We start from the raw sequence: 13,002 nt of genomic DNA on the forward strand, positions 1-13,002 counted from the left end.
TAATAGAGTGCACATTTTCGAACAATTATGAACGAAATGGGAAGAGGGACTAACAGATGAAAAAGCTTAAAGTGCTGCAGCAGCTAACGGAAGCGGGCGTTGTAGCGGTATTGCGCGCAGACTCGCCAGAAGAAGTAGTGGAAATGTCGCGCCGTGCGATCAAGGGCGGAATTAAAGCGATTGAAATTACGATGACTGTACCATTCGCGCTTCGTGCAATCGAGCAATTATCGAAAGAATATTCAATCGACGCAGCTCCTGAAGCGGACAACTTCGCGATTATCGGCGTTGGCACCGTGCTTGACCCTGAGACAGCGCGCGCTGCTATACTAGCAGGGGCGGAATACGTCGTTTCGCCTGCGCTTAACCCGGATACCATCAAGCTGTGCAACAGATATTCGATTCCGATTTTGCCAGGCACGATGACCATACACGAAATTCAAACCGCGCTTGAGCTCGGCGTTGATATCGTTAAGCTATTCCCGGGCAATTTGTACTCTCCAAGCGTAATTCCTTCTATAAAAGGCCCGCTGCCGCAGGCTAATGTGATGCCGACTGGCGGCGTATCGCTCGACAACTTGAAGGATTGGATCAAAGCAGGCGCTGTTGCAGTCGGCATTGGCTCGGATCTGACAAAGGATGCAGTAAAAACCGGAGACTTCTCACTCATTGAGAAAAAAGCAGCCGCCTACATCGCAGCGTACCGCGAAGCGAAAGGGCTGTAACCTTAAAACCCCTGATGGAGATGCAACGTCTCTGTCCGGGGTTTTTCATCATCATACTACATGTATTTTCGGGAAAACGTACGCAGGTGTTATTTTCCAAATTGAATAATGTTCGAATTCCTGTCAATTGTTTGCGATCTTCCGATCGTTTTGGGCGTGATTGCTTGATTCTCGGTTAGATTAGCGTTATAACAGAAACAGGGTCACGAAATGACAAACCAAATGGTTAAAGGAGTCGTTCAATTAATGGACTATCGGATTGAGAAGGACACGATGGGTGAAATTCAGGTTCCTGCGGACAAGCTGTGGGGAGCGCAAACACAACGAAGCCTGCAAAATTTTAAAATTAGCGGAGAGCGCATGCCAATTGAAGTCGTCTACGCGATGGCTTACATCAAAAAGGCTGCCGCACAGGCTAATGAGAAGCTAGGCGTTTTGGATGCAGCAAAGTCGGCTATTATCGGTGAAGCGGTAGACGAAATCGTAGCAGGCAAATGGGATGACCATTTCCCGCTCGTTGTATGGCAAACAGGCAGCGGCACGCAAACGAATATGAACGTGAATGAGGTTATCGCAAACCGTGCGAATGGGCTTTTGGCTGAACGCGGCAGCGATGTGCGCATTCATCCGAATGATGACGTCAACCGCTCGCAAAGCTCGAACGATACATTCCCTGCTGCTATGCATATCGCAGGCGTTATCGCGCTTGAGAACCGTTTGCTTCCGTCGCTTGATTTGCTTAACGGCACGCTTCGCGCGAAAGCGGAGAAGTTTAACGATATTGTAAAAATCGGCCGTACGCATCTTCAGGATGCTACGCCAATTACGCTTGGCCAAGAAATCAGCGGCTGGTATTCGATGCTGGACAGAACGCGTGCTATGCTTGTACAAAGCGTAGACACAATGCGCGATCTAGCGCTTGGCGGAACGGCTGTTGGTACAGGCCTTAACGCGCACCCTGATTTTGCGGTTGCAGTTGCGGCTGAAGTAACGGCTCTTACCGGCAAAACGTTCGTGACAGCGGAGAACAAATTCCACTCGCTCACAAGCCACGATCAAATCGTATACACGCATGGCGCTGTAAAAGCACTTGCTGCTGATTTGATGAAAATCGCAAACGACGTAAGATGGCTGGCAAGCGGCCCTCGCTGCGGCATCGGCGAAATCTCGATTCCTGAGAACGAGCCGGGCAGCTCCATCATGCCAGGTAAAGTAAACCCAACACAAAGCGAAGCTTTGACGATGGCAGTCTGTCAAGTTATCGGCAACGACACAGCTATTTCGATGGCGGCAAGCCAAGGCAACTTCGAGCTGAACGTGTTCAAGCCTGTCATTATTTATAACTTCCTGCAATCGGTAGCTTTGCTGGCTGATGGCATGGTTTCGTTCAATGACAATTGCGCAATCGGTATCGAGCCGAACGAAGCGGCAATCAAGCGCAATCTTGATCAATCGCTCATGCTCGTTACCGCGCTTAACCCGCACATCGGCTACGAGAATGCAGCTGCCATTGCGAAGAACGCACACAAAAAAGGACTAACGCTGAAAGAGTCGGCTATCGCAAGCGGCTTGCTGACTTCGGAGCAGTTCGATGAGTTTGTTCGTCCGGAGAACATGATCGGCAAACGTTAATACTAGCAAAGGGCCGGCGCCCGTCACATGATGACGAAGCGCTGGCCCTTTTTGCTATGTTCCGAGGTTTATTTCAAATAGCTGTTTATGATTGCTTTAATTTGCTGTACCGTCCGCTCAAGCGACAGGTTCTCTATAACATGCTCACAAGATTTGCGGTAAGTGACCTCTTCGGTGTAATGGCGCAGGTAGCTGTCGATCACCTCATATGGCGCGCCTTTGCTCTCGAGCCGCTCGGATACTGTGTTCTTATCGACGTATAGGAAGATACGGATGACGCGGTCACCGTACAGCTCGCGAATCGTATCAGAGCCATCGCGATTTAAAATGAGATAGACACTATTGCCGGCTTGGTAAGCCATATCCAGATAGCGCTTGCCGATTCCGTAGCGGAATTGGTCGATTTTGACCGATTCGGTGAAAAGGCCTTCCGCTTGCATGTGATCGAATTCCTCTTTGCTCACATAACGATAGTCCATGTCGGGACGTTCTTTGTCACGCGGCGGCCGATCCGTGCAGGAGGGGATATGCGCGATGCCGGATCCTTGCAAGGCTTTGTGCGCTGCGGTCTTGCGGCCGGAACCGCTGGTACCGGTAAATATAAATAGATAAGGCTTGCCCATCCGGAATCACTCCTTCCTCATACTCGTTATATCGGCTAGTGAAGGCATATTTTTGACTGCTTCTTCATGCAGGTGATAAAGGGGCTTCCGAGGCTGCCGCCAAGTGAAGATAGAGCCTTTTTGTGGTATGATACGAGAGGCTGCAATCGCAGCTATACTATTCGAAAAAGTAGGTTTGCCTTATGCATTTATTGTCTGTTGAACATATAACGAAGAGCTATGGCGAGAAGCTATTGTTCGAAAATGTCACGTTTGGCGTAGAGGATGGCGATAAAGTCGGCATCATCGGCGTGAACGGTACAGGGAAATCAACCTTTCTCAAAGTCATCGCGGGCCTTGATACGGCGGACTCGGGCATCGTGTCGATTGGCAACCGGGTGACGGTAAGAATGCTGGCGCAGGACCCGGTGTTCGCTCCTAATGAAACGACGCTGGAGCATGTGCTTGGCGGAGATTCACCGCAGCTGAGAGCCGTTCAGGCGTATGCGGCTGCAATGGAAGCGATCGAGCTGAAACCGAGCGATGCAGCGCTGCAGGAGAAGCTGATCAAGGCGAATCAGCTTATGGATGAGCTGGATGCCTGGCAGCTGGAGAGCGACGCGAAGATGGCGCTGTCCAAGCTCGGCATCAATGATTTTGAGGCGAAGGTTGAGACGCTGTCGGGCGGCCAGCGCAAACGGGTTGCCATGGCGGCTGCGCTATTGCTTCCGTCGGATGTGCTCATTCTCGATGAGCCTACGAACCATATCGATAATGATTCGGTGGCGTGGCTGGAAGGCATGCTGCAAAAGCGCAGAGGCGCGCTTCTTATGATTACGCATGATCGCTATTTCCTTGATCGTGTCAGCAATCGAGTCATTGAGCTGGATAAAGGCCAAGCTCACTTCTACCAAGCGAACTACAGCCGGTTTCTCGAGCTGAAGCTCGACCGTGAGGAACGCGAAGCGGCAACGGAGTCGAAGCGGCAGAACCTGCTGCGCAATGAGCTTGCATGGATTAGACGCGGCGCTAAGGCGAGAACGACGAAGCAGAAGGCGCGTATCGATCGATTCGAGGCGCTCAAAGCGGATGCGCCGAAGCAAGCGGGCGGTAAAATGGACGTATCCGTTGCTTCGACAAGGCTGGGACGCAAAATCATTGAAATCGAAGATGTTGCGAAACGCTTTGGTGACCGTACGCTTATTCGTGATTTTAGCTATATTGCCGTTCCTGAGGATCGTGTCGGCATCGTTGGGCGCAACGGAAGCGGGAAGTCTACGTTAATGAAGCTCATTACCGGCCAGCTAACGCCGGATGAAGGAACGGTCGAGCTTGGCGCAACCGTTAAGCTGGGCTGGTTCTCGCAGGAGCATGAGGAAATGGATCAATCACTGCGTGTGATAGAATACATTCGCGAGGGCGCTGAGCAGGTGAAAACAGGGGATGGCACAACGATATCGGCAGCTCAAATGCTGGAGCGTTTCTTGTTCTCGCCTACGATGCAATGGACGCCGATCTCCAAGCTGTCCGGCGGCGAGAAGCGTCGCTTGCAGCTGCTGCGTGTATTAATGAATGCGCCGAATGTGCTGCTGCTGGATGAGCCGACGAATGATTTGGATATTTCGACGTTGACCGTGCTTGAGGATTATTTGGATGATTTTCCGGGAGTTGTGTTTGTCGTCTCCCATGATCGTTATTTCCTAGACCGTACAGTTGATAAAATTATAGCGTTCGAGGGTAATGGCGTTATTGCTCATCATACCGGCAATTACTCGGATTATCAGGCGTTTGTCGAGAAGCATGGCAATGTTGCGCCGGCGGATGTGGCTGCTCCTAAACCAGCCGCAGCTGTTGATTCCGGCAGCAAGGCTGCACCGACTGCACCTGCACCTGCGAAACAGGCTGGCAAAGCGCTCAAAATGTCCTACAAGGATCAAAGGGATTTTGAGCAAATTGATGGCTGGATTGAGGAAGCGGAAACCGCGCTGGCTGACATCGCCGTCCGCATGGATGAAGCAAGCAGCGATTCCGGGCGATTGCAGGAGCTTATGGCGGAGCAGCAGCAGCTGCAAGAGAAGCTGGAGCAGCTGATGGACCGCTGGGCAGAGCTTAACGAATTGGCTGAGCAGATTGCTGCACAGAAGTAAAATTTCAGGCTGGAGTCAACGGCAGTATGATACAGCATAAGCATTTTATTAATAGCATTAACATTTAGGGAGAGGCGGTATGATTCATGAGCAAAGGTGATATTCGCAACATTTATTGCATTGGCCGTAATTATAGACTTCACGCATTGGAGCTGGGCAATGAGGTGCCTGAGGAGCCGCTCGTATTCACGAAGCCGTCTCATGCTGTCGTTCCAATGGCGGGTAACGTTGTCGAGCTGCCAGGCAATGTAGGCGAGGTGCATTTTGAGCTGGAAATCGTGCTGAGAATCGGTCGAGCTTATGAGCCGGGTATAGATACCGAGCTTTGTATCGATGGTATGGCACTTGGGCTCGATCTGACGCTGCGCGATGTACAATCGAAGCTGAAAGCGAAGGGACAGCCGTGGCTTGCTGCCAAAGGCTTCAAAGGCTCAGCTCCGCTTGGCGAATGGCTGGCGTATCCGGGTGCAGCAGCGCTTGCTGAGAACGAATTTGTTCTGCTTCGCAACGGGGAAGAAGCACAGCGCGGAAAAGCAAGCGATATGCTGTTCAACGTCTCCGAGCTGATTAAGTACGTAGGCGAGAACTATGGGCTTGGCGCCGGCGACATCCTGTATACGGGAACACCAGCGGGCGTAGCTGCTTTGCATGAAGGTGACCAGCTGCAAGCGTTATGGGCGGGCAACTCCGTGGGCAGCTGTAGTGTGACGCTTGTTTAAAAGGGCAGGCTGCTAATGATTTAGAGGATTTAGTATTGAACAGACAGTTCTTCCAGTATGGAAGAGCTGTTTTTATTTATTGTGGAAAAGGAAAGCAAACGAGGATGCCTCAGGAGCGATTTTGCTCCTGAGACACCCTCGTCTTATGCTGTAGCAGCTTATTTGCCGTTAAATGCGCTCAGCATCCATACATGCTTCTCAAGCGTTGTATGAATGGCCAAAAGCATATCGGCCGTCGTTTCGTCATTAGCCTTTTGAGCGGCTTCCATGCCTTCCTTCAGCTCGCCGATGATCGTCGTGAAATCCGTAATTAATTGATCGACCATTTGCGTAGCATCCTCTTTGTTGGAAGCTTCTTCAATGCTTGAGGTTTTCAAATAATCCTTCATGGTTGCGATTGGCGTGCCTTTCACCGCTAGCAGACGCTCAGCGATCTCATCCACGTGCAGCGCAGCTTCCTCATAAAGCTCTTGGAACTTCGCATGCAACGTGAAAAACTGGGAGCCCTTCACATACCAGTGGTAATTATGAAGCTTGATGTAAAGCACGCTCCAGTTGGCGATTTGGCGGTTCAAATGTTGTTGTACGGTTGTGTTTGTTTTAGTTGTAGTTGCTGTTGTCATCGTAATCATCCTTTCTGATGGTAGTCTGCGCTATTTGCAGTCTGCAAATACGAAAATGTTAATGTTGATTGCAAGTGGTGTGAGTGATTTAGACTAACTCCTTGTTTATAATTATTACAAACTGGAGGAGCTTTGTCAATATTAATACACCAATTAATGAGAAATGAAACAGGGTGTTGGAATAGGGTACGTTCTTTTAATGATGGAGACTGATATGCTGAAAAAGAATTCGTACGCCTCGTAGTAACCCCTCTGACTTAACAAAAGGAAGCCGACGGTCAAAATCTACCGTCGGCTTTCTTTTGTTATTAAACCCGCGCAGCCTCAGCTGCCTTAATCTCCGCTTCCGCAAGCATGAAGATCGTCAATATAAACATCGCATGCGACCAAGTAAGCGGGACTACCCATGCCGTTTCACCGGTGTTTTTGTCCACCTGCTCAGGGAGCAGGCCGGTCTCAGTACGGTGATCGAGCGCCCACTTCAGCAATTGCTTCGCTTCGTCGATGCTGCCGGTTTCAATGCGATAGTGAGCCAGCCATAAAGTAGTGAGAATCCATGGATTGCCTCCGATATAGATGTCATCCTCATAGCGCTTAATACCGCCTACGCCCGGCACGGTCAATGCTGCTTCTACTGCATCAGCCGTACGGCGCATACGGTCATGATCTGCTGGAACGGCGCCGAATGGAACCGCGATGCCGAGCAAGCTGACGTCAATGACTGGATCGTGGTTTAAAGTGTACTTCTGATAGCCTTTTATTCCTTCTGTCACATATCCTGCAGCACCGGCAGCGAGCGCTTGCTCATACTTGCCAGCTTGAACGGTAAGATTCACGCCGCGATAAAAACGTCCGCCTTCTTCATTCCAGCACAGCTCATTAATTGACGCTGAAATCCGCTCTGCGGCAGACTTCCACTCGGACGCTAACTCAGGTCTGCCTGCTAGCTCCGCAAAGCTGGCTGCTGCTGTCAAACCGCCGTGTACAGCGGCAGAGGAGTACGTATGCGATGCTTCCCGTTCTTCCCACAGATCGATGCTCGGTTTAGGCAATCCGCTCTCCGCGTCCAGGAAGCTCATCAAGAAGGAAGCGCCTTTCTCCACGGCAGGCCATACTTGCTTGGCAAACGCATGATCCTTCTGTTCCAAATGATGCTGCCACATTCCCCAAATAATAGAGGCGCCTTCATCAATTTGAAGCCCCCAAGAAGGAGCTAGGCTGCCATCATGATAATGGCGCTGCTGCCATGAGCCGTCAGGCGATTGAGCGGTAAGCGTCCAAGCGTAGAAGCTGTCGGATAGCGAGCCAAGTCCTGCTTTATCAAGCGCGGTCGTGATGAATGCGGCATCTCGTCCCCAACAGTAGGAATATCCGCCGCAGCGCGCAAAATTCTCATCGAATTCGGGAGCGGCAATGATGCTTCCGGTTTGCTCATCGGACATGAGCTTAAACATAAGCAAGGAACGGTCATATAATTCCGAAATTTCGGTGTCAGGAAGAGGACATGGTGCAGCTTCAGCCAAAAATTCATTCCAGTAAGCTGCTGTTTCGGCGATCCATTCCGAGCTTGGCTTGCTTTTTGCAGTCCGCATTTGTTGCAGTACAGTTTCCTCATCATGCCCGGCAGTTAGATAGACGGGAATCGTCACGGATGCACCGGCCGCTAGCTCATCGATGCGCCATTTTAAAGCGCCGTCTGGTCTCATATCAATGTTTTTGCCGTTTAGCTCGCCTTGCCCAGCCATATCCCAAGCAAGTCCGGATTGATAACCTGTGCATACGTTTGCACTTGAAAGCGCAAAATAGTACTTATGGCGAAAGTGAACCAAGGAGTCATTAGCGGCGTTAAACATCGTCGTATTGTACAGCTGATTCTCGCTGACTAGGAAGGAAGAATGAACGATAAACGAGAAGGAAACAGGCTGATCGCTGCTGTTATGGAAAGTATATTCACGAACGATAATATCTTGGCCAGGAACAGCAAGTTGGACGCTTCCGACTTGAACAGGCTGCTGCTCGGAACGAGCATTAACGCTAAAAATGTTCGTTTTGTCGATGTATTTAGCTTCATGCTTCCAGCCATCCGCCTCTTCATCAAACCAAGTTACGGGGGATTGGTCCCATTGAATACCGGTGCGAATAGCATCCACATGCTGCGGCAGATCGATGTTCGGCCACCACAAGCGGTACATTTTGCCTGTGCGGCCAAGCGAAGCGAGAAACTTGGAATTGCCGATAATGGCATCCACTAAAAACGGTTTTTTATTTGACATGCTGTCAACTCCTTTTGGATACGGTTTGAATAGAAGATTCGCGAACGATCAGCCTATGCGGAATGATCATGCGGTTCTGATGAACGCTTTCTTCTTGAATTAATCGGATTAACATTTGCGAAGCGGTGTAGCCAAGCTGGTAGGTTCCAATATCGATAGAGCTGATTGGAGGCGTTGCAAGCTCGGATAGGGCGATGTTATTGAAGCTTACAATGCTGAGATCATCGGGAACTTTGTAGCCAAGCTCTGTCAAGCCGCGCAATACGCCGAAGCCGACAACATCGTCAATGACGACAAGGCCGCTAGGCCGCTCGGGCAAGCTCATCATAAATGACATCGCACGATAGCCGCTTTGCTGCAAAAACTCTCCTTCCACGATCCATTCCGATTTGACGGGCAGACCAGCCTCTTGCATCGCTCTGCGATACCCTTGCATCCGGTCATGCGCAACGGTCAATGAAGGAGGACCGCTGACGAAGCCGATTCTTTCATGGCCTTGTAAAATTAAGTGCTGGGTAGCATCATAAGCAGCCAGCTCATTGTTATTGTCGACAGATAGGATGTTAGGGCGATCCTCTGTACGGCCGATTAAAACAGTAGGAAAGTTATGCTTGTTCAATAGATCGATTAAAGGGTCATTCACCCTCGAGGATAGCAAAATGACGCCGTCGACTCTGCGGCCAAACACAAGGCGGGATATCGTTTCGGTCTCATCGCTTGGAGAAGTGGCAGCAGTAAGCAGCATATCGTAGCCTGCACGCGTGGATTGAGTTAGTATTCCGCGAAGCAGCTCTCCGAAGAAAAAATCCTGGAACAGCTCTTCCGCAGGACGAGGCAGCATGATGGCTAATGTCCGGGTAGTCTTAGATACTAGGCTCTTCGCCATCACATTCGGATGATAGCCCATATCCTCCATTATTCTTTTCACCTTTTGGGTAGTTGCCTTACTTATACGAGGGTGGTTCGAAACGACCCTGGATACAGTTGAGGGCGATACTCCGGCTGCTTTTGCAATATCTTTAATGGTTACCATATATAGTTGAGCCCCCATCGCGCAATCATTTGTGCATGTGCTAATATGCTTCATCCTAATGCAACTGTTGTCTAAAAGTAAATATATATCTTAGGAAAGCGTTATACAAATGATAAAAAACTGAAGCAGATAGAGAAAATAGGCGAAAATGAAAGCAAACGTATTATTTCTCTGAAAAATTGAACGGTGCAAACGTTTTAACAAACTGCATGCGATGTTGTATGATGAAAGCACGAATAGAACGCTTACAAGACAATTTTATAGTCTTAAAAAAGGGTGAAACGGCTGATAATCCGATTTCACAGCATTTTCTAGCGGCTCTTGTACAAACGTTTGCGCAAGTTAGTTTCTATGCCTTTTATAGGCATGGCGTATCAAATTCTACCGCATATTGTTTGTATGAAGCCGGCATTTTATGAAAGTGGGCTAAAGGAATTGTTTGGAAGGCGCTAGTTCAAAAAAAGGCATGAAACACATTATGGAGGGGGATACCTAGCATGAAAAAGTGGTTTGTAATGTCATTAATCGCAGCCTTGCTTATTGTTTCCGCATGCGGATCGAACAAAGGCGGCAACGCAGAAAATGCTGGCAACGCAACGAATGCTCCAGCGAACAATACAGCGGGCAACACAAATAAAGGTGCTGAAGCAGCAGAAGAGATCGTTCCTGAAGAGGGCGCTTCGCTTCTCGTATGGGAAAGTAAAGAAGAGCGTCCATTCGTTGAAGCAATCGCGAAGGAATTTACTGAAAAATACGGCATTGAAATTAAATTCGAGGAAATCGGCGCAGGCGAACAAGTTAACAAGCTCGTTACAGACGGTCCTGCCGGTCTAGGCGCAGACGTTGTATTATTCCCGCATGATAACCTTGGTAAAGCTGTAACAGCTGGATTGGTTTTGCCAAATGATTACTACGAAGAGCAATCCAAAAGCGCGAACTCCGAAATCGCTGTAGATGCGGTAACGTATGACGGCGTACTTTACGGCTACCCGCGTTCAGTTGAAACCTATGCACTATTTTATAACAAAGCGCTAATCAAAGAAGCTCCAAAAACGTTCGATGAGGTTGTAGCGTTCTCCAAAACATTCAACGACACTAAAAACAACAAATACGGCTTGATGTGGGATGTAGGCAACTTCTACTTCAGCTATCCGTTCATCTCCACTGGCGGCTATGTATATGGCGATAAAGGTCAAAACAAAGAAGATATCGGTCTTAACACAGAAGGCGCAATCGCTGGCTTGAAATACTACGGATCCCTGAAAGACAGCATCTTGCCTTTGAACTCCGGGGATATCAACTACGATATTAAAAAAGGCTTGTTCATTGGCGGAACGCTAGCGATGGATATTAACGGTCCTTGGACGATTGGCGATTACAGAAACGCAGGAATTGATTTCGGCGTAGCTCCATTGCCAAGCATTAACGGCCAACCGGCATCTTCTTTCTCCGGCATTAAAGCTTGGTATGTTAACCAATTCTCGAAATTCCCGAACGCAGCTCGTCTATTCTCCTACTATGCTTCGACTAAAGAAGCACAGTTGAAAAACTTTGAGCTAACGGGTGCAATCCCTGCGAACATTGAAGCAGCAGCAGACCCTACTGTACAAGGCAACGAAGTTGTTAAGGGCTTCCTGGAGCAATTCAACCAATCGACGCCAATGCCATCCATCCCTGAAATGGGCAACGTTTGGAGCCCGATCGGCGCAGCTTTCGCTGACGTATGGAACTCCGGCAAGGATGCAAAAGAAGCGCTCGACAATGCTGTTCAACAAATCAAAGATGCAAACAATGGCGCAGCAACAGCAAAATAATATCATCTATTCGGGTTTACCCGCCGAATCTGTTCGGCGGGTAAACCGATGTTTATTAGCCGCTTTGTCAATAGCTGCGGCAAGATGTTTTTTTATATGAAAGGAAGGGAGTCAGGCGGGATGAATCGTCATCGCAGCACCGCGGCTATATTGTCGTTACTCGTAATGGGTCTTGGCCAATTGTATAATCGTCAAATAATAAAAGGTTTAATTATGCTCGTTGTCGAAGCGGCAGCGCTTATGTATTTTGTTCCGAATTTAGGGAGAGCCATCTGGGGAGTTGTAACACTCGGGGAAAAAACGCAAGGTCTTGAGAAAATAGGCAAAATCAGTGTTCGGGTAGAAGGAGATCACTCGATCTTTCTATTAATAAGCGGATTAATTACGATAATTTTATTCATCCTTTTTGTCATTATCTATGTTATGAATATCCGCGATGCATATCGGAACGGCAAGCAAAGAGATGAAGGAGTCATGCCTGCAAGCTTCCGCAAAACGCTGGCATATTTGACGGATCGCAATTTTCCGCACTTGATGCTTACGCTGCCGGCGCTGGGCGTTTTGTTTCTAACGATCATGCCGATTATCTTCATGGTCATGCTTGCGTTTACCAACTATGCGTCGCCTGATCATATTCCGCCAGCTAAACTGGTTGACTGGGTAGGCTTTCAAACATTTGCTAACCTGCTGACGCTCAAGACATGGAGCCATACCTTCGTGGGCGTATTTACATGGACGATCGTATGGGCGATTATCGCAACGGTAACGACCTATTTTGGCGGTTTGCTCGTTGCTTTGCTCATTGAGCAGAAGGGAATTCGTTTCAAAAAGCTATGGCGGACGCTGTTCATCATTCCATACGCGATTCCGCAGCTTATTTCCTTGCTCGTTATGAAAAACTTGTTCAACGGACAATTTGGTCCGATCAACCAATACTTAGGCTACTTCGGCATGGGCAAGCTGCCTTGGCTCACTGATCCATTTTGGGCGAAGGTCACCGTTATTATCGTTAATATGTGGATTGGTATTCCGGTATCGATGGTTCTAATTCTCGGCGTATTGACTGCTATTCCTAAAGATTTGTACGAAGCGGCTGATGTAGACGGGGCGACAGGCATCCAGAAGTTTCGTATCATTACGCTGCCGTTTGTCTTGTTCTCTACCGCTCCGATTCTGATCGCGCAGTTTGCAGGCAATATGAATAACTTTAACGTTATTTTCTTGCTGACGAACGGTGATCCGGTAAAAGGGGATTATCAATATGCAGGCAGCACCGACTTGCTTGTAACCTGGCTGTATAAGCTTACGCTGAACAATAGCCAATTCAATATGGCATCTGCGATCGGCATCATCATCTTTATCATCGTGGCGTCGTTCTCCATTTACAACTATCGCCGCTCGCGGTCATTTAAAGAGGAGGATATGATTCAATGA

At 48.9% G+C, this 13,002-nt stretch carries 10 protein-coding genes; 6 read left to right on the forward strand and 4 right to left on the reverse strand.

What is annotated here, in order from left to right:
- Positions 1 to 56 precede the first annotated feature (56 nt).
- Both AC2TDN_RS17280 and fumC read left to right on the forward strand, forming a co-directional pair.
- Positions 57 to 725: a bifunctional 2-keto-4-hydroxyglutarate aldolase/2-keto-3-deoxy-6-phosphogluconate aldolase gene (locus AC2TDN_RS17280; RefSeq protein WP_484689274.1), complete on the forward strand. Its 669-nt coding sequence runs from the start codon at positions 57 to 59 to the stop codon at positions 723 to 725.
- A 246-nt stretch (positions 726 to 971) separates the two neighbouring features.
- Positions 972 to 2,357 carry a class II fumarate hydratase gene (fumC, locus tag AC2TDN_RS17285; protein WP_169086116.1) on the forward strand — a complete coding sequence of 462 codons (1,386 nt, stop codon included), beginning with the start codon at positions 972 to 974 and terminating at the stop codon, positions 2,355 to 2,357.
- A gap of 68 nt (positions 2,358 to 2,425) precedes the next feature.
- On the opposite strand, the gene AC2TDN_RS17290 is transcribed toward fumC, so the two are convergent.
- The gene (locus AC2TDN_RS17290) at positions 2,426 to 2,980 is read right to left on the reverse strand and encodes a guanylate kinase (protein ID WP_484689277.1); all 555 of its coding nucleotides are present in this window, start codon (positions 2,978 to 2,980) and stop codon (positions 2,426 to 2,428) included.
- Positions 2,981 to 3,162: 182 nt separating this feature from the next.
- On the opposite strand from AC2TDN_RS17290, the gene AC2TDN_RS17295 reads away from it, so the two are divergent.
- Complete coding sequence (locus tag AC2TDN_RS17295) at positions 3,163 to 5,106, forward strand: ABC-F family ATP-binding cassette domain-containing protein (RefSeq protein ID WP_484689280.1); 1,944 nt, start codon at positions 3,163 to 3,165, stop codon at positions 5,104 to 5,106.
- Positions 5,107 to 5,192: 86 nt separating this feature from the next.
- Positions 5,193 to 5,825 (forward strand): fumarylacetoacetate hydrolase family protein, encoded by a 633-nt coding sequence (locus AC2TDN_RS17300; RefSeq protein WP_482068505.1) that lies wholly within the window; start codon positions 5,193 to 5,195, stop codon positions 5,823 to 5,825.
- Between the two features lie 158 nt (positions 5,826 to 5,983).
- On the opposite strand, the gene AC2TDN_RS17305 is transcribed toward AC2TDN_RS17300, so the two are convergent.
- The 3 genes from AC2TDN_RS17305 to AC2TDN_RS17315 all read right to left on the reverse strand — a co-directional run bounded on the left by AC2TDN_RS17305 (position 5,984) and on the right by AC2TDN_RS17315 (position 9,754).
- Positions 5,984 to 6,448 (reverse strand): Dps family protein, encoded by a 465-nt coding sequence (locus AC2TDN_RS17305; RefSeq protein ID WP_484689282.1) that lies wholly within the window; start codon positions 6,446 to 6,448, stop codon positions 5,984 to 5,986.
- Between the two features lie 308 nt (positions 6,449 to 6,756).
- A complete protein-coding gene (locus tag AC2TDN_RS17310; protein WP_484689285.1) occupies positions 6,757 to 8,721 on the reverse strand; it encodes a glycoside hydrolase family 15 protein in 1,965 nt (654 codons plus the stop codon).
- 4 nt (positions 8,722 to 8,725) lie between these two features.
- Positions 8,726 to 9,754 (reverse strand): LacI family DNA-binding transcriptional regulator, encoded by a 1,029-nt coding sequence (locus AC2TDN_RS17315; RefSeq protein ID WP_482068508.1) that lies wholly within the window; start codon positions 9,752 to 9,754, stop codon positions 8,726 to 8,728.
- Between the two features lie 497 nt (positions 9,755 to 10,251).
- Between AC2TDN_RS17315 and AC2TDN_RS17320 the strand changes: the two genes are divergently transcribed.
- Together AC2TDN_RS17320 and AC2TDN_RS17325 are read left to right on the forward strand one after the other, a co-directional pair.
- The gene (locus tag AC2TDN_RS17320) at positions 10,252 to 11,568 is read left to right on the forward strand and encodes a sugar ABC transporter substrate-binding protein (RefSeq protein WP_484689288.1); all 1,317 of its coding nucleotides are present in this window, start codon (positions 10,252 to 10,254) and stop codon (positions 11,566 to 11,568) included.
- A gap of 120 nt (positions 11,569 to 11,688) precedes the next feature.
- The gene (locus tag AC2TDN_RS17325; RefSeq protein WP_484689290.1) at positions 11,689 to 13,002 is read left to right on the forward strand and encodes a carbohydrate ABC transporter permease; all 1,314 of its coding nucleotides are present in this window, start codon (positions 11,689 to 11,691) and stop codon (positions 13,000 to 13,002) included.

This window comes from Paenibacillus sp. Y660, assembly GCF_057221575.1.

Coding starts and splice junctions, on each gene's coding strand:
- AC2TDN_RS17295 (WP_484689280.1), top strand. CDS start 3,163: ATGCATTTATTGTCTGTTGAACATATAACGAAGAGCTATGGCGAGAAG.
- AC2TDN_RS17280 (WP_484689274.1), top strand. CDS start 57: ATGAAAAAGCTTAAAGTGCTGCAGCAGCTAACGGAAGCGGGCGTTGTA.
- AC2TDN_RS17320 (WP_484689288.1), top strand. CDS start 10,252: ATGAAAAAGTGGTTTGTAATGTCATTAATCGCAGCCTTGCTTATTGTT.
- AC2TDN_RS17310 (WP_484689285.1), bottom strand. CDS start 8,721: ATGTCAAATAAAAAACCGTTTTTAGTGGATGCCATTATCGGCAATTCC.
- AC2TDN_RS17300 (WP_482068505.1), top strand. CDS start 5,193: ATGAGCAAAGGTGATATTCGCAACATTTATTGCATTGGCCGTAATTAT.
- AC2TDN_RS17315 (WP_482068508.1), bottom strand. CDS start 9,754: ATGGTAACCATTAAAGATATTGCAAAAGCAGCCGGAGTATCGCCCTCA.
- AC2TDN_RS17305 (WP_484689282.1), bottom strand. CDS start 6,448: ATGACAACAGCAACTACAACTAAAACAAACACAACCGTACAACAACAT.
- AC2TDN_RS17290 (WP_484689277.1), bottom strand. CDS start 2,980: ATGGGCAAGCCTTATCTATTTATATTTACCGGTACCAGCGGTTCCGGC.
- AC2TDN_RS17325 (WP_484689290.1), top strand. CDS start 11,689: ATGAATCGTCATCGCAGCACCGCGGCTATATTGTCGTTACTCGTAATG.
- fumC (WP_169086116.1), top strand. CDS start 972: ATGGACTATCGGATTGAGAAGGACACGATGGGTGAAATTCAGGTTCCT.